Origin of the sequence: Vibrio tasmaniensis, from assembly GCF_024347635.1 — a bacterium.
In the GTDB taxonomy this organism is placed as follows: domain Bacteria; phylum Pseudomonadota; class Gammaproteobacteria; order Enterobacterales; family Vibrionaceae; genus Vibrio; species Vibrio tasmaniensis.
This window is the reverse complement of record NZ_AP025511.1, coordinates 503,682-521,313: the sequence shown is the minus strand read 5'-3', so window position 1 is coordinate 521,313 and position 17,632 is coordinate 503,682. Positions and strand designations below refer to the sequence as shown.

Annotated in this window: 11 protein-coding genes; 5 read left to right on the top strand and 6 right to left on the bottom strand. The window is 43.5% G+C overall.

Annotated features, from left to right (window positions below):
• Nucleotides 1-55 precede the first annotated feature (55 nt).
• On the top strand, nucleotides 56-1,348 hold the full coding sequence (locus tag OCV44_RS16630; RefSeq protein WP_139683738.1) for a sensor histidine kinase: 1,293 nt from the start codon (nucleotides 56-58) through the stop codon (nucleotides 1,346-1,348).
• A 178-nt stretch (nucleotides 1,349-1,526) separates the two neighbouring features.
• Nucleotides 1,527-2,480: an acyltransferase gene (locus OCV44_RS16625; RefSeq protein ID WP_139683739.1), complete on the top strand. Its 954-nt coding sequence runs from the start codon at nucleotides 1,527-1,529 to the stop codon at nucleotides 2,478-2,480.
• Between the two features lie 154 nt (nucleotides 2,481-2,634).
• Here OCV44_RS16625 and OCV44_RS16620 read toward each other — a convergent pair whose 3' ends face one another.
• From OCV44_RS16620 to glgX, 3 genes are all read right to left on the bottom strand, one after another.
• Nucleotides 2,635-3,357 (bottom strand): tRNA (adenine(22)-N(1))-methyltransferase, encoded by a 723-nt coding sequence (locus OCV44_RS16620; RefSeq protein ID WP_139683740.1) that lies wholly within the window; start codon nucleotides 3,355-3,357, stop codon nucleotides 2,635-2,637.
• A gap of 153 nt (nucleotides 3,358-3,510) precedes the next feature.
• Nucleotides 3,511-5,253, bottom strand: a complete 1,743-nt coding sequence (locus tag OCV44_RS16615; RefSeq protein ID WP_139683741.1) for a sensor domain-containing diguanylate cyclase — start codon at nucleotides 5,251-5,253, stop codon at nucleotides 3,511-3,513.
• 270 nt (nucleotides 5,254-5,523) lie between these two features.
• Nucleotides 5,524-7,497: a glycogen debranching protein GlgX gene (glgX, locus tag OCV44_RS16610; RefSeq protein ID WP_009845870.1), complete on the bottom strand. Its 1,974-nt coding sequence runs from the start codon at nucleotides 7,495-7,497 to the stop codon at nucleotides 5,524-5,526.
• 432 nt (nucleotides 7,498-7,929) lie between these two features.
• On the opposite strand from glgX, the gene OCV44_RS16605 reads away from it, so the two are divergent.
• From OCV44_RS16605 to OCV44_RS16595, 3 genes are all read left to right on the top strand, one after another.
• Nucleotides 7,930-9,333, top strand: coding sequence for a carbohydrate porin (locus OCV44_RS16605; RefSeq protein WP_139683742.1), 1,404 nt, complete (start codon nucleotides 7,930-7,932; stop codon nucleotides 9,331-9,333).
• A 75-nt stretch (nucleotides 9,334-9,408) separates the two neighbouring features.
• Nucleotides 9,409-10,290, top strand: a complete 882-nt coding sequence (locus OCV44_RS16600) for a MalM family protein (protein WP_139683743.1) — start codon at nucleotides 9,409-9,411, stop codon at nucleotides 10,288-10,290.
• A gap of 175 nt (nucleotides 10,291-10,465) precedes the next feature.
• The gene (locus OCV44_RS16595; protein WP_139683744.1) at nucleotides 10,466-11,293 is read left to right on the top strand and encodes an alpha/beta hydrolase; all 828 of its coding nucleotides are present in this window, start codon (nucleotides 10,466-10,468) and stop codon (nucleotides 11,291-11,293) included.
• A 115-nt stretch (nucleotides 11,294-11,408) separates the two neighbouring features.
• Here OCV44_RS16595 and OCV44_RS16590 read toward each other — a convergent pair whose 3' ends face one another.
• From OCV44_RS16590 to OCV44_RS16580, 3 genes are all read right to left on the bottom strand, one after another.
• On the bottom strand, nucleotides 11,409-14,309 hold the full coding sequence (locus OCV44_RS16590) for an amylo-alpha-1,6-glucosidase (RefSeq protein ID WP_139683745.1): 2,901 nt from the start codon (nucleotides 14,307-14,309) through the stop codon (nucleotides 11,409-11,411).
• 30 nt (nucleotides 14,310-14,339) lie between these two features.
• Nucleotides 14,340-15,518 (bottom strand): maltose/maltodextrin ABC transporter substrate-binding protein MalE, encoded by a 1,179-nt coding sequence (gene malE, locus OCV44_RS16585; protein ID WP_004732148.1) that lies wholly within the window; start codon nucleotides 15,516-15,518, stop codon nucleotides 14,340-14,342.
• 367 nt (nucleotides 15,519-15,885) lie between these two features.
• Nucleotides 15,886-17,517: a glycoside hydrolase family 13 protein gene (locus OCV44_RS16580; protein ID WP_139683746.1), complete on the bottom strand. Its 1,632-nt coding sequence runs from the start codon at nucleotides 17,515-17,517 to the stop codon at nucleotides 15,886-15,888.
• Between the last annotated feature and the right edge of the window lie 115 nt (nucleotides 17,518-17,632).

Here is a 17,632-nt window from a genome sequence, read left to right as displayed (position 1 = left end):
ATATCTTTATTGCAATGAACTTTGCATTACTCAGTCAAATAAGGTTGTGAATTTGATGAGATGGTTTAACAAGCCCAAAACGAACAATATTGCTCAGGTAAAAAGACGCTTGATCACCACCTTTGCCAAAATTGCTTTGTCTACATCCTTTATTGTGTTTCTCGCGTTCTCATTTCGTCTCGTGATTGCTGAAGATACTCAAATTGAATTACACCTTAAATCTTTCGAACGTATTGCTATAAAGCACTATGAGTTGGTGCAAGATCCAGTTGCTCAAATGAGCACTTCTGTTACGGCTTACTTTAACCCTGAATACCTACCTGAGGTACTTCAAGCCGATCTACCATACTCAGAAGGGCAGGTAACTCGGTATCGGAAATATTCTGATCAAGGGATCTTGATCTACTACGTCAATTTTGAATTCAAAGGTCATACAGTTCCGCTTTACCTTACGATAGGCGCGCGTTCTATTGATTTTGGTGACGATAACTGGGATGCATTGATGGCTATCTCGATGTTGCTCGTATTGTTTCTGGTTTTGATACTGAATTTTTCGGTTAAGCGAATGTTTGATGGTTTGATGAGGCCGGTGACGGAACTGAGCGAACAGCTCAACTCTGGCGTTAACCAAACATTTTCAGTATCAAAGCATAGTATTGATGAGCTTAAGCAACTCACCAATGAACTCAATCAATACAAGCAGATGCGGGAACGAGTGTCTAAACAGGAGATGATGTTTGCTAAGTACGCCAGTCATGAGCTAAAAACCCCGATAGCTATTGTGCTTGGTGCGGCTAACCTGCAAGCGATGAAAGACGATCCTGAATTTCAAACTAAACAACGAGAGCGAATTCTAATCGCAGCGGAAAACATGCAAGCCACCGTGGAAATTTTACTCAACATTGTGAAACAAGAAAACGCGAACGTGGTGACAGAGATGTGGCGCGTCGATGAAAATCAACTCAAACCCTCGGGGTACATTAAGAATCTGAACCCAGAGGTCCATTTCGAGTTGAGCGTTTCTGAATCGGCTCAGGTTAACTTCCCGGTAGCAGTACTTAATATGATACTCAAGAACTTAGTGAGCAACGCAATCCGCTTTACTGAGAAAGGTTACATCAAGATCAGTATCCGTTCTGACGAGATCTCTGTTGAAGATTCAGGTTCAGGGTTAATGCAGACCAATGAAACAGAGCACGGATTGGGGTTGTTAATCGTGAAGCGTTTGTGTCGTGCTTATGGTTGGGAGTTCGAACTCAAGGATAATAGTGACCAAGGTTGTACTGCTCGTTTATTTCTAGATAAGTATGTACACGATAAGCATTCATTGGGAAATGAGACGGCGTAATGCTTACCAAGTATTTTCTTAATCGATTGTTCTGGTTACTCGTACCTGCATTTTCCCTCTAATACCTGTGATTAATAAGCCGTAGTGATTTGCCCATTGGGTATTGAACCAATAACTAAAGAGAATATTTTATAGATGAGTATAATGGCGGCTTTCGATCTCAATATAGCCGTGTTTTATGCTTGATAATCTTCGTATGGCCTTGAACGTATTGTTCGTGACCATCAATACCGCAATGACTGCGTTTACCGTGAGCTTTTTTGGCCTCATCAAACTGATTCTTCCAATCCCTGTTGTGCAAAAGTCATGTACTCGCTTAGCTAACTTCACATTCTGGTGTTGGGCTTCGCTCAATCTTTGGGTGTTGAACGTGAATAATGATATCGAGTGGCAAGTGGAAGGCGGGGAAGATATCTCGACTAAACAGTGGTACTTGATGATGTCGAATCACCTGAGCTGGGCGGATATCGTGATCTTGTCTTCGATCTTGAAAGACAAGATGCCAATGACTAAGTTCTTCCTTAAGCATGAATTGCTGTACGTTCCTTTTGTTGGTTTGGCTTGTTGGGGCTTGGATATGCCTTTCATGAGACGTCACTCACGTGAGTTTTTGATTCGTAACCCTGAGCGTCGCAATGATGATTTCGATGCAATTAATAAGGCATGTACTAAGTTCAAATGGGCCCCGACAACCTTGGTGAATTTTGTGGAAGGGACTCGTGCAAACCACGAAAAACTGGCGACAGCGAAAACACCGTATCGTCATCTACTTAAACCTAAAACAGGTGGTGTGGCGTTTGCTCTATCGGCAATGGGCCCAATTTTAGATGGTATCGTTGATGTCACACTGGCTTATCCAGAAAATCAGGCTTCTCCATTTGAAGACATGCTGAAAGGTAAAATGACCAAGGTGGTGGTGCGTATTAAACTGCACCCAATGGATGAGAACGTGAACGGTAATTATTTTGAAGATAAAGCGTTTAAACGTCGCTTCCACAGTTGGTTGAACAACACGTGGAAAGAGAAAGACCAATACTTAGACTCGGTATATGCTCTTGATACGGTTGATACGCCCTCTGAGGTTGAAATGATTAATGAACCTGATGTGGCTTATAAGAAACAAGAGCAGTAAGATCAAACCAAACAAATAGCATCAAAAAAGCCGATAGTTCACTGAACTGTCGGCTTTTTTATTGGTTGGGGCTTTGTCTACTCAAACAGTGAAGTCAGTGCTCACTATAATCTAGTCGTTTTACTGGCAACGTTAGATGAAGAATCAGTGAGTGCTAAATCGCTTGGTAAGCCTCAATAATGTGCTTAACCTCACTGGGTTTGCCTTGCTTCTCTTGTCCTTGGTGGATGCGCAAGTAGTGCTGCAATGTTTTGGCTTTGTATTGCTGTGATACTTGCTTCTGTTGTTCACAGTTCGGAGTCCAGATCTTGTCGCCAACATTTGAAACCTCAGGCAGCAACGAGCTTTTTTCATTTTCATATCGATTATTTCTAACCAATAGAATCTCGTAGTAACGACGGTTCTCTTCAATCAACACTTCATCAATAAGGCCGAACTGGAGTGCTTTTAAATGGCTTCTTAGTTCGAATTGTTGATGCACAGGGCAAAGCAAAAAATCGATCGCTTTGTCTGGATGCTTGCAATGAATATCGTCGACGAGCTTTTGTGTTAGATCGCCTCCCACACCCGCAATAATGACCAGATGTCTGCCGGTGTGCTTTTCTAATGGAATCGCTGCGACATCCAAGCAGTAGACTTGCCATTGGCTGGTCATCGCTTGTTGGTCTGAATTATCTTGGGGAAAGTAACGCGTTAGCTTGCCTTCCAGCTCATTCATCAGAGTAGGGACAATATCGACAAAATGAATCTGCGGTGCTTTGTGGTCAGATAATAGCTGAACACCCAAGAAGCCGTGATCACAACAACAGTCCCAAATATGTTGGTAGTCATTACTGACAAGGGAGTGGAGAGTTTGCAGTCGGTTACTTAGCTTCATAAGGCTCGTATCGTTAAAAAAGGGTATTGTTGTATCGAACGCGCATTGTAATGACTTTCCATAAAAACAAAAGCACCTAGGGGATTAATCCTAGGTGCTTTTTTGTTATCGGTATCGTACCAATCGGTTTGATACGAGCGTGTTAGCTAATGTCTACGACGCTTTGGCTACGCCTCTAATGTGACCTTCTACTCGATTCTTTCCAAGTTGTAGTGCGATAAGCTTTGCTTGTTCCGCAAGGGCTAAAGCAGAGTCTGTTTCGCCGTCTATTTGCGAAAACCCGACGCTGATACTGAGTGACAATGTGATATCCGGAGTGACTATGGTTTTCTCGGCGATGCTGACTCGACATTGTTCCAATTGGTGCTTGGCATCCTTCGCATCATTCGCTTTGAATAAAACGGCGAACTCCTTGTCCCCAATTCGAGCAAGGCAAAGCCCTTTTGGCTTAGGAAAGTAAGAACGCATCGCTTCTGCGGCAAGCTTTATCATCTTGTCGCCAATCGCTTCACCGTAAGCTCGATTTACGTGGTCAAAGTTATCGATATCGAGCAGAGCTACATAGGTATCGGGTTCGCATGCGTAGTTGTCGATCGCGATGTTAAAACTACTTTTGTTGTCTAACTGAGTCATGAGATCTTTACTGCTCAATTGATGGTGGAGCAGTAAGTTAGACAACGAGACTTCGGTGTAATCTTTGATCATACGTAAAATACTTTGGCTGATCGGCAAGGGCGCATTGACGTAAATCACCGCGATTAGCTGGTTACGAGAGTGCAAAGGGATACAGTAGTGGCGTTGGAGTATTTTGAGTTTACGTGCCAATGGATCTGCGTATTTGCTGCTTCGATAAACCATGGTCTCGGGAGCAAATCGCTCAGCAAGGGCTTTGTCAGAATGTACCGTTGATTTGTTTCCATGATAATCGATAGTACTGAATGAATGGCTCTCTGCTTGATAAAGGCAGAATTGAATGCCTTTTTGATAGGTAAAGCTATTGAATATGGCTTTTAACTCTCGTTTAAAGCTGGCGAGATCATCAACTTTATTCAGTTGAGATAACGACATGTTCAAGCGGTGAGCCAGGTAGTGTGCGCCAATCCATAATAGAAGCAGTGACCCGAGTACTACGCCAGTTAGCGTAAATTGGTGTGAGCTGGTGAGTATGTCGTGGCGATCAGTGCCCGAGACGAATACCCAGTTTAAGCTGTTGTCAGCATCAAATACCGTTATTTTGAAATTATCTTGATAGTAGTATTCGTGTTGGCCGACGGTTTCACCTTGCGAGAGCTGGTGGCTGATGCCTGCATGATAGCTGATGGATTTTGAGCCAATGCGTTTCGGATCAGGATGGAAAACCAGACGTTCGGTTGCTCTATCAACCACAAATACATAGCCACGGTCTAATGTCTTTAAGTCTCTCAGGCCTTGTGTGGTATGCAAAAGGTCAAACTCAATCCATATTTCTTTGTTCAACTTTTCCGTCGTGTGTTTGATCGCGAAAACCCAACGACCATCGGGTTTTTGATAGATAGAAGAGATGTAAAAACCTTCTACAACACTATCTATTGGATTCCACTGGATGGTATCGATCTGCTCATTGGAAAGAGGCAGGCCACGAGTTGAAATATATTGTTGGGATTGAGGCTGGTATTGAACAATATCGGAGAAGTTAGGTGTTCTCTTAAGAATATTGTCACTGATATCCCTGAATTTTTGTTCACCGACGGGGCCTGATGTAGATAAGCTTAAACTGGTTTCCAAAAAATAGAGTTTGCCGAATGTGGCTTCGATGTTGGAATTGATGATGGAACTTGCGATACGAATATTTGATAGTGATTGTTCTTTTGCCGTCGTTTCTACTTTTTCAAGTTGAGCAGCAGCAAGATAGAGCATCCCTCCAGTTAATAAAATAATGTATGGTTTAAAAAGCCGAATTAATGTTTTAGGTAAAGCCATGATATCCAAAGACGTTATAGATTCATTTTTATAGTACGGCCATACTAAACAGTTTTCGTAATCACATCAATGCAAAATGTTCCATATAAAAAATTGAGTTTGTGACGTTCAGCTAATAAAAAAGCCAGTCATAAACATAACTGGCTTCTATGGCTTCGCGTGTTCTATTAAGCTGATTTGGCTTTTAACCTAAACCTAAACCTAAACCTAAACCGAATCAGTCTTGTTTGGCGAATAGTGCAAAATTGCCATTGAAACGGGAGATAACAGCATTTCACCTTCGGCATGACCCGGTTTCACGTTTCGCAAGTTGGTATCACAGATGGTTACCCAGTCTTGCTGACGGTCGCTCGGTAAAGAAAATCGAGCAGGTGCGTTGGTTTGGTTGATCAGATAAATCAACTCGTCGCCATCCTTGCCGATGCCTAAATGTAAGGCTACAGAGCTTAAACGGTTCCAATCATCATGTTCCATGATTGTGCCATCAACACGGCTCCAGAATATACGGTTAGAATTACGTTTATCGCCACTGAACGCTTTGATAAACGGCACCATGTATTGCTGACGTGCGGAGATCATCTCAGATAACCAAGCCTTGAAGTAAGTCTTACGCTCGGAATCTTCCCAGTTGAGCCAGCTGGTGACCCCGTCTTGGCAGTACGCGTTGTTGTTACCCTTTTGAGTATGAGATAACACATCGGCCGTCAAAATATGTGGAATACCGAATGCAAATAACAGGCTAGCCATGAAGTTACGCTTTTGCTTTTCGCGTGTTGCGATAACCAAAAGGTTTTCTGTGTTACCTTCTACACCATAGTTTTCAGAGCGATTATCACCGTGTCCATCGCGGTTGCTCTCACCATTTTCTTCATTGTGCTTATGTTTATAAGAAACAAGATCTTGCATGGTGAAACCGTCATGATAAGTGATGTAGTTGACGGTTAATTTGTACGGCCAGTGTGCGGCACTGTAGATGTCACGAGAGCCCATTAAGCGAGTCGCAAACTCTTTTAAGTAGCCTTGATCACCACGCCAGAAGCTACGAGTGATATCTCGCAGTTTGTCGTTACATTCATTCCACCCCAACGGAAAATTGCCAACTTGGTAGCCATTTGGCCCGATGTCCCATGGTTCTGCAATTAACTTGGTTTCTTTCAATACCGGATCTTGGGCGACGGCTTTGAAGAAAGCAGCCTCAGGATTGTAGTTATCGCCTTCGCGCCCCAGTGTTGCTGCCAAATCAAAACGGAAGCCGTCGACTTGGAACTCACTAACCCAGTAGCGCAGTGTATCCATGACTAAGTTAAGTGCTGGTTGGTGGGTGAGGTCGACCGTGTTACCACAACCGGTGAAGTTCGCGTAATGACAGCCATGCTTAATGTAGTAGCGGCTATCCAGTGCTTTTAGGTTGAAGGTTGTACCACCTTCCCCGCCTTCTGCTGTGTGGTTGTAGACGACGTCGAGAATGACTTCGATACCGTTGCGGTGCAGTTCTCGAATCGCGGTTTTGAGTTCACTTACGGCGTCTTTCTCTGCGTAGCGTGGGTCTGGCACCATAAACAAATATGGATTGTAACCCCAGTAATTCACTTTCCCCATATCCAATAGGTGGGGTTCATGCATACATGCAGCAATGGGTAAAAGTTGTAGAGAATTGATGTTTTGCTGTTTATAGAATGCAAGCATTTCGGGACTAACTAACCCCAAATAACGGCCTTTTGTATTGGTCGCGACTTCTGGGTGAAGTTGAGATAGGCCTTTAACATGGGTTTCGAAAAGAACGGTCTCTTCGCGGCTAATACGCGGCTTTTCGACATCTTGCCAATCGAACGTGTCATCAACTACGAGACACTTCGCCATCGAAAAGCTTTTTTCATTGGTATATGGCGTTGCGTAATCGAGCGGTTCGCTTATTGCTTTAGCGTAAGGGTCGGAAAGTAAGATCGGGCCATTATCAGTTTCAGCAATGAAACCGTATTTTTGTCCCGCTTTAATACCATCAACAAATACATATCTGATATCAGCGTATTCATTTTCCAATTTATAAGTGGTGAACTCATCGTTCTCGTCAAAAAGAGCGAGAGAAAGGGATTTACAGTCAGGGGAATAAATTGAGAAGTTACAGCCAGTGTTACCTAGCGTTGCGCCTAGTGGATAAGGGCGAGCGAGCGTTCTAGTCATTGCTTGATTTCTTGTTCGTTTATCAACATCAGTGAACTATTAGTAAAAGGCTTTGTCCCATTAAGGTCAAGCAACTTCATAGAATAAATTTTGTTGAAAAATAATTCATCGATGAAGTTCAAATTATATATTTGAAGTAGATCTCACTTATGCTGAATAATTAGATCTGTGTGCTGTCTACTCCTCCTAGATTAAGTGATCCAACCCTTTAAAATACCATTCTGTATAAACTCTACTCCCTTCTCATCCCCCTTAATTTAGTTCGGGGTGGAGGAAGTCAAACTTGTCATCCCCTCTTAATATTGGCTCCGTTGAAACGAATCAGGGGAAACCCTAAACCTCTCTATCTTACGCCCACCATTACTGCCTTTGGTTGTCGCAAGAGAGCAAAAATATAAAACCTAAAATAAATCGTCCTTAATGGAGTTAAGAATGAAAAAAGTAAGTTTGATTGCTGCTGCAGTGGCTTCTGCACTTGTCGCTGGTTCAGCGTTCGCAGAAAATGACGTTGCACTTGATGTAACAAGTGGTGACTCTTCAATGGAAGTAGAGGTGAAAAACCCTACTGACGTTATCACTGACGGCTGGGAAGTTCACGGTTACATGTCTTCTAACGTTCGTGTTGTCGACGGTAAAACAGTAGACACTGAATTCGGTAAGCCAGATTACAAAACAGCGGGTACTCACGGTAAGAGTACTAACCAAGTTGAATTTGTAATTAAGAAGCACTCTGAGTACCAAAATGGTGTGTGGGCCGACTACGTTCTTCGTACTGAATATGGTAACGGTAACTCATACGCTTATTCTTCTGAAGGCGGACAAAAGAAGAATGATGATTCTCAGTTCGAAGTAAAAGAAGCTTTCGTTGAGCTCGGCGGTATTTTAGGTGAAGACACTTCTATTTGGGGTGGTCAACGTTACCTAAACCGTGCAGCAGGTCTTTTATCTGGTGAGTTTTGGAAACAATCATCTGGTATTGGTGCCGGTATTCAAACTAAGCTTGCAGGACATACTGCTGGTATCGCTTATGTAATGGCTGATCCTGATGCAGGTTCTGCAGATTCTTACGCGATTGACTGTAAGCAAAAAGATGGTACTACATCGACAAACCCGAATGAATGTAAAGTCAAGAAAGATGGTGCAAAAGAAAGACAGACACTCTCTTCTATTGACTTGTACTACTACGGCGTGGATGCGGGTATCGGCAGCCTAGACTTTGACTTTAAATATGGTCAGCAAAACATCAATGGCGGCGAGAACGAAGACGGTATCGGTGCAGCTGTAACGCTTAATACAAGTTACTATGGCCTAGACGGTTGGACTCAAAACGTAATTGCTTATGGCTCTGGCGTAATGAAAAACCGTGGTGTTAACTTCGGTGGTTGGTCTGGTGGCGGTGATAAAGAAGAATCACTATTCTTGACTTCTTACGGTGTGCTTAACATCTCTGAAAAATGGCAGTTAGGTACGGAAGCAGTGTACTTTACAGCTCTTGACCAATTGTTTGGTGCTGACGGTTTGACTCGTTACATGGTTGCTGCTCGTCCTTCTTACAAACTGAACGACAACATTCGCTTAGAAGCTACGGCTTCTTATGCACATGAAGAAGGTGATGAAGGTTACTGGGGTCGCACTGGTGATGCTGTAGAGAGCGATATTCTTAACCTAGAAATTGCAACTGCATTTACAGCAAACTCTGACTACTTCGGTCGTCCACAAGTTAAGCCTTACATTAGCTACATTAAAGCTGATGATGAAGCAAGTGCTAAACAAATTGGTATCGATAACGGTAAAGACGAATTTGTATTCGGTGTACACACTGAAATTTGGTTCTAAACCGTTTAAAGTATAAGGCAGCCATTGGCTGCCTTTTTCCGTTTCCCCCAACAACCAATAGTGAGAGAGATTACAATGACAAATAAAAGCTCTATGTTAGCCGTGGTACTAGGTGCCTTGCTAAGCGGTTGTGCTTCCGATGCTCAGGTTCAAACTAAACTCGATGCACCCACTAATGCAGAAGTATGCTGCAGCGATTTTTCGCAGTACCCATACGCACAATTGAATGATAATGAAGATTTAAAGTTTGATATCGACTTGGGATCACCTGTAGGTACATTTACAACAGGTAATAGCCACTTTGCAGCGTTCAAGTTCAGCGAACGCTCTGGGGAGATGGTCGTTAAGCTATCGAGCTTGATGATCGATGATTCAGTTTTTGCTCCAGAAGCCATGCTTCTAGATGAAAACTTTAAGCCAGTGCAAACATTGAAGTTTGAAGACTTTAAGGTTCAGGCATCCGACGCTTTTACTCGCACGAGTTACATTGAGCGCTTGCGTATTGATGCGAGTAAGACACCTTATATTGTTATCTACACGCCTGCTGATGAACTTGGCAATAAGGTGAAAGTTGATCACCCAGCAAAGGTGAGAGCGAAAGAATTTGGTGAGGTGATGCCTATGGTCACCGATCCGGTATACACCAATCAATTAGGTGGTCGTTTAGAGTTAGAAATTAAAACTTTAAAACTTCGCCCTTACCGAGCTAAACCTGCCGTAGCGCCAGTCGCTGCTGCCCCTGTCGCTATGGCAGCGACGGCAACAGCTGTTGTACCTAAGAAAGCAGACTCGCAGATACGTGTGCAGCAAGAGACAAAAGACTTCTATTTATCCGCTATACAAAATGCGGTGAAGTCAGGTGATATACCGAAAGCTTTAGGTTTGTTAGATGAAGCGAAGGCGCTTAATGTTGAAGGTGCACAAGAAGCTTTTGTGCGAGCCGTCAACGCAAAATAGCTTGTTAGCTTAATAACTTAATAGATTAGTAGGCTTAATGGCTTAGCAGCCCAGTATCTTAGTCGCTTAGATAGAGATAGAGATAGAGATAGAGATAGAGATAAAGATAGAACGCTCCTTTAAAGGGGCGTTTTTTATATCTGAATTTATAGACACCTCAAGTTTAGAGATCGTTATGCAATCTGAATTGATTATTATCGATGAGTTCTTTATTCCACAGTTGAATCGAACTCGAACGCTCCGCATTTACCTTCCTGCGGGGTATCACCAAGAAGAGCACGCTTATCCTGTCTTATACATGCATGATGGACAGAATGTCTTTGAGAAGTCTACAGCGACGTATGGGATGTGTTGGGATGCACAAACGACACTCGATGAGATGCAAAGGCTCGGTAAGTTATCAGGGTTAATTGTTGTCGCCATCGACAGCAGTCATGAGCTTAATGGCATGGAGCGTTATAATGAGTATTCGCCTTGGCGCGCTAACCAAGAGATAAAAGAGCTGGGTGTTGGTGATGAACTGCTTAAATTTGGTGGCGAAGGGGACGAATATATGGCGTTTATCTGTCATACATTGAAGCCTTATATAGACCAAACATACAGAACAAAGCCGCATCGAGAGTTTACGTACCTTGCTGGCAGTTCAATGGGCGGGCTAATTAGCTTATATGGTGGCTCACTGTACCAGAATACCTTTGGCGTGCTTGGGGTTTTCTCTCCGGCGTTTTGGTTCAATAAACCCTCATACTTTGAGTATATGAAAGAGTTTAACTTTCTGTCTCCAACGAAAATATATATGGATATGGGAACGAATGAAGCTCGTGAAGAGGCAAGCGTAGATTTTGCTGACGTTTATCTGAGTGGTTCAAGGGCAATGAATACGTTGCTCGCTCAAAAGCCGAACGTGACGCTTTTTTATCAAGAAGGGCAAGGTCATCAACACAATGAACTGGCTTGGTCGTTGCGATTCCCGGATTTTATCGACTTTATTTTTAGACAATAAAAGAAGGCCTAACTCCGTTTTGTCTTCGTAAATGGTGTATTAGGCCTGCTTTTTATCGCGTTATAGCCGTATCGCTTTATACGTCTATAAAGCGATAGGCTTAATATCAGCGAAGTTAGTCCTTAGCTGCTGACAATTTTTGCTTATTGCGTTTATTCAACAAGTAGTCCTTGCTCATCAAGCTGTTGTGTTGCCTTGCAAAGTCGGGCTTGGCAAACTGTAAATCGCGTAAGATGGCGTTATTTGGCTTTGGTTGAATCTCAAACTGCGCTTGTTTGTCGTTAACTGTGACCTGTTGTTGGTGACTGTCGATCATGATCTCCAACGATTGTGTTAATGGTGTCGAGATTACGGCAACAGACTCATGGTTTATGTCTAGCGTAAGCACCAATGTGATTTCGGGGCTTACCGTATCTTCTAGATTTGACTGAATCTTGAAATGAGAAATCCCATTTTTGGATTCAAATGACAGTCGTAGCTGGTTTCCTTGACCAAAAGGCAACGAAGCCACTAATTCGCTCCAACAACTTGGGAAGTTTGGTGTTAGGTGTATCTGATTGTCCAATAAGCGTGGGCAATATCCCAAATAGTCCTGTTGCGCGTTACGAGCGTATTCTGAAACGGACCAGGCTTGAGCGAACGTCCCTGATTCTACAAGGTCGCGGTCACTATCTTGGAAAGCGTCTAAATTCTCACTCATTGTCCCTCTACAGCCTTGTGTAAGGATCTGTTTTGCCAAGTTTTTGGATAGTTGGTAACTGAGATCTTGCTGCTTAAACTTGTTGAGCGCCGTAATGGTAAAGCCCGCATTCCACCCCCAGATCGTCCCGTTGTGATAAGCCGCGTCCTTGTGGTACATGGCTTGATTGTCGTGATAAGGATGAAAATCGACATGCTCTTGTTGTAAGGAGCAGATCCCCCATGGGAACAATAGCGTTTCTACCGCGTTCTTGACGATGTATTGCTCCCTTTCATTCTGATTCAGCGGACTTTTCTGAGGAATTGAAATCGTCATCAACTGATTCGGGCGCACGCTATAATCAGGCACATCACCTTGCGATAAATGATCGGCTAGGCGATGGTTTGTATCATCCCAAAACTTGGTGGCGAAACTCTCTTTCACTTTTCCAGCTTGGATTGTCCAGCTCTTTTCTGATTCAGAGTCGCCCACCAGATTAGCGAGTTGAATAGCGCAGTTTAAGCTTTCAAACCACAAAGCTTGGATGTCATTGGCTTTAGGACCGCGAGGAGACCAAGGTGTCATCCCATCAATTTTTGCATCCATCCACGTATCAGGGTGGCGATGTGCCATCAGACTATCTTTATTCAGGCTACCTTCATTCAAGCCATCTTTATTCAGGCTACCTTCATTCAAGCCATCTTTATTCAAGCTATCTTCATTCAAGTAGTGTTTTTCGACACCCGTGATGAAACGCTTGAGAGTGGGGTAAATGGCCTTAGCGAACGCCACATCGCCAGAGTAGTTGATGTACTCAAGGGCTTCACGAATCATCCAAGGAGTACCATCGGTGGTGTTATAAATGATGTTCGTTTTACTGGTCACTCGATTCGGGATTCGGCCGTAATTTGTGGAATTTTCGTCGAGCATCTGCATGGACGCAAAGTTTTCAATGATCTCTTTTGCTTCACTAAACAGCCCATTAACCAAGCTTGTGCCCGACAAAGCGATAAAGGTGTCACGACCCCAACAGTCCTTGAACCAAGGTAATCCAGCCCATATGCCCGTGCCGAACTCATGACTCACAAAGGTTCGGCTTGCAAGGCGCGACCACATGACGGCTTGGTTGTATTCAAGGTCGTTGGTCCACAAATAATTCTTGGTTAAGAACTCATAAACTCGCTGTTGGTGAAGAACGTGTTCGTTACTTTTGACCGCTTGATTAACCAATGAGCTAGCGGCTTCAAGAGTTTCAGCAAAGCCGAGATAGACGATGAGTTCAGTTTGGTTATCTGACGTCGTGAGCATGAATTTTGCGTTGCTCTCTGAGAGCTGAACTAGGTCGCGAAGTTCAGGGTGAGCGTCTAGCGAGATCTCTCGCGCATGTACTGCATGGTTGCTCGCGATGGCGACAAATCTTGGGCAGCCGTTTGGGCAAACTTGAGGGCTGAGTTCTATGACGATGTTTGAGTCTGAAATATGAACTTTAGAGTGCGTTGTCGGTATGTTGAGTTCTGGAATTAGGCTTAAAGCGCTCGGTTTTGTTGATGAAACCGTAAGTGATACGAGTCTGGAACCTTGAATTAGGCTCAGCGACTCTCGACTATTCTCATGATGATGTTCAATACCATAAGGCGTCAGGCTGGCACGCTCAGCCTCTAACTTGTTATTGAATTTGCCATTGGTATAGCTGGCGAAGGTTCCCAGAATCCAACCTTGGTGGTGACGATATTTACCACCGTTTACATAGCTATAGGTTGCGCCATGATAGTAACCATCGACATTATCCCCGAACACAAACGGGAATGACTGTGTCTCTGAGATGGTGAGCTGCTGGAATAGTTGGTCATGTGGCATTGCAAATTCAGGGTGTTGCCAGCTAGGCTGCGACTCTGCTACCTCTATCAGATGTGTGTTTACAGGTTCTCGTTGAGGTGTTGATAGATCATTGTATTCCCCTTTGGTTACGGTGATCGTTGGCGTCGAAGAGCCAAATTGCACCTTCAAGGAGTATTGACCAGCGACAGCGGGAGAGAGCAGTAGGTCATTGCCAATGCCTTGTGTATTGATAAGCGGCATTGCTTGTTCCAATTCACAGAGAGTGGCTTCACTTTCATGCCCTGAAAGTGTCCATTGCTTGGTGCCATCTGAATCCGAAATTTTGAAGCGATAAAGGTCGGTAGATAAGCATAGGTTTGCTCGATAGGAGCCATCTTGCTCTTTGAACAATGGGGTGTCTAACCCCCAACCATTGAACGTACCTTTTAGGTAAAGAGTAGGGATTTGCATAGCGAGTTGATTTCCAAAACAAAAAAGGCACAGCATGCGCTGTGCCAAAGGACAATAGGATATTAATATGAGGAAAGGTTATTTGGTAATTTGCTTAGCTGCTGTGTCTAGCGCTTCTCTAACGGTTTGCTTACCCTGCATTGCGTTATCGATAGCCGCACCTTCAGCGAACCAGTAAGCCGTCATTTGCGGGATGTTTGGCATGATTTCGCCGTTTTCAGCATTCGTCATGGTTGATTTGATGCGATCATCGCTCTCAAGAATTTTTTGGAATGATTTTAGTGTTACCGCGCCAAGAGGCTTGTCATCATTCATGGTTTTCAGAGCGTCGTCTTGGAATAGGTAGTTTTCTAAGAACTCGACAGCAAGATCAGTATTTGGACTCGCAGCATTGATACCCGCACTTAGGATTCCAACAAATGGGTTACCTTTACCGCCATTTAATGTTGGTAGTTCAGCAACGCCATAATTAACACCAAGCTTGTCTAAGTTACCCCAAGACCAAGGGCCATTAATGGTCATTGCCACATTGCCATTGGTGAACTCTGCTTCTGCTACTGAGTAATCCATATTCGGGTTAACTACCCCTTGGTTTACCATATCAACTAAGAATTGAAGGCCGCGAACACCCGCTGCATTGTTAACACCTGTGCTTTTAGCGTCATAGCCTGTTGCTGTTTTTTCAAACGCAAAGGCACCACCGGCAGAGATCATCGGCCAAGTGAAGTACGCATTTTTTACATCCCACATGATGGCTTTTTTGTTTTGCTTAGCCATCTCTTTCTGAATGGCAGCAAGCTCTTCCCATGTTTTTGGTGGGTTTGGAAGTAGGTCTTTGTTGTAGATTAGAGAAGGTGCTTCGATTGCTAGAGGGTAGCCCACAACTTTACCGTTGACTGTCACGGCATCCCAACTGAAGTCGACAAGCTTTTCTTTGAATTCTTTACTTGGGTTAAGTTCGTGAAGTAGGCCTGATTCTGCGTAGCCACCAAAACGGTCGTGTGCCCAGAAAATGATGTCAGGGCCGCCGCCAGTTGCTGCGTGTTGTTGGAATTTAGCTTCCAGTGAATCTGGGTACTGAACGTTAATTTTTACACCAGTATCTTCTTCGAATTGTTTACCAATTTCAGCAAGACCGGCATAACTTTTATCGCCATTGATCCAGATTGTGATTTCACCTTCTTCCATAGCAAAAGCCGGTGCATTGAAAAGAGCAGCAAGGGTACAAATAGACAGTGTTTTCAATAGAGGTTTCATAGTTTCATTCCATATTCAGAAGGTTATCCATAACGATAATCACTTCTATCAGTTCTTATTATCTGCTGAAAATAGTATCGACTAATTTAGCCTTTGAGAAATAGGTAAACGCACCTTTGATATAGTAAAAAACTATAGCAATGCCGATACAGTGCTATTTTACAGGCTATCGCCATAGTTTTGTGAAGTGGCGCGTATAGAGAAATGTGAAGGCGGGCTCAAACTATTTTGGGGTGATGAAAGCCATCCAAAAATAAGCGCTAGGTTGCTTAGGTTAAGATGTGAAATGTTGGAGAGAATCGATGGCTTTAGTCAATAAAAAAGGCAAGGAGAACCTTGCCTTTGGTGGGTTGAATTTAACGTATGATTACAATTTTACAGCAAATGATTCATACGGTGCCAGTTCAAGCTTGGCTGACAACTCAGTGACCGTTTGATAGTTATTGATCAGACAATCAAGCGTCTGAGTTTGGTATTGTTCAGGCATATCCAGTGTCAGGTTGTCGTTTGAGAAGTTACATACGACAAATAGCTGCTCACCATCCAACTCACGTACGTAGGCGAAAACCTTGTCGTGTTCTTCAAAAACAGGAATGAATGAACCGTAGACAATCGCTGGGTGAGCTTTCCGTAACTCTATCAATGTCTTGTAGTGATAAAATATGGAACTTGGATCAGCCAACGCACTTTCGACGTTGATCTCTGGGTAGTTTGGATTCAGCTCAATCCAAGGTGTTCCGTCAGAGAAGCCTGCATTAGGTTGGTTGTTCCAGTGCATGGGTGTTCTAGCGTTGTCACGGCTGTTCTCGTGAATGGCGTCCATCATGTGTTCATGAGTGACACCCGATTCCGTTTTTACTTTATAGAAATTGTGCGTTTCAATATCTTTATATTGGTCTAGATTGTCAAAAGCGACATTGGTCATGCCAATCTCTTCACCTTGATAAATGTAAGGTGTGCCTTTTAAAAAGTGCAAACACGTCGCCAGCATTTTTGCTGACTCAACTCGGAAATGTTTGTCATCACCGTATTTTGAAACCAAACGTGGCAAATCGTGGTTGTTCCAAAAAAGGGAATTCCAGCCACCATCGGCCAGCTCAAGCTGCCACTTGGTCAGCACATTTTTGAACTCTCGAAGATCAAGCGGAATAGGGTTCCATTTGTCACCGTTCTCCCATGTCAGGGTAATGTGCTCAAATTGGAATACCATAGAAAGTTCACTTCTATCTTGTCCACTGTATAGCTTGGCTATTTCTGGTGTTGCGCCCCAAGTTTCTCCTACGGTTAACAAATCCTTGTTACCAAAGGTCGCCTGATTCATTTGTTGTAATAGCTTGTGGAGCCTTGGTCCGTTACCAGTGATTCCTTTATCGATCTCTTTACCAATAAGATCAATCACATCTAAGCGGAAGCCGCCGATGCCAAGGTCAATCCACCAGTTCATCATAGTATGAACTTCTTCTTGAACCTTCAGGTTTTCCCAGTTCAAATCGGGCTGACGTTTCGAGAATAGATGGAAGTAATATTGTTGTGTGAGTTCATCCCACTGCCAAGCACTTCCGCCAAAGATAGAACCTTGGTCATCCGGTGCACTGCCATCCGGTTTTGCATCGCGCCAAATGTAATAGTCTCGATACGGATTGTCTTTTGAAGAGCGTGCTTGCTCGAACCAACGGTGCTCATCTGACGTATGGTTTACCACTAGATCCATAACAATCTTAATGTCACGTTCTTTCGCTTCATCCATCAGGCGTTTCATCTCTTCCATCGTGCCAAACTCTTCAGCAATCGCTTGGTAGTCGGAGATGTCGTAACCGTTATCGTCCATTGGAGATTGATAAACAGGAGAGAGCCAAATGACATTAATGCCTAGTTCTTTAAGGTAATCGAGTTTGCTGATGATTCCATTTAGGTCACCGATACCGTCATTATTCGAGTCTAAAAAGCTACGCGGGTAAATTTGGTAGACCACTGCGTCATGCCACCATTTCTGTTCCATCTCAATGTCCACTTAATAAGTTAATTGATCTTACTATAGTGATTTCATCTTACACTGGGAAATAGCATTACTAATGCTCTCTATAGAAAAATCCTATATCATGAGCTCTATCCGC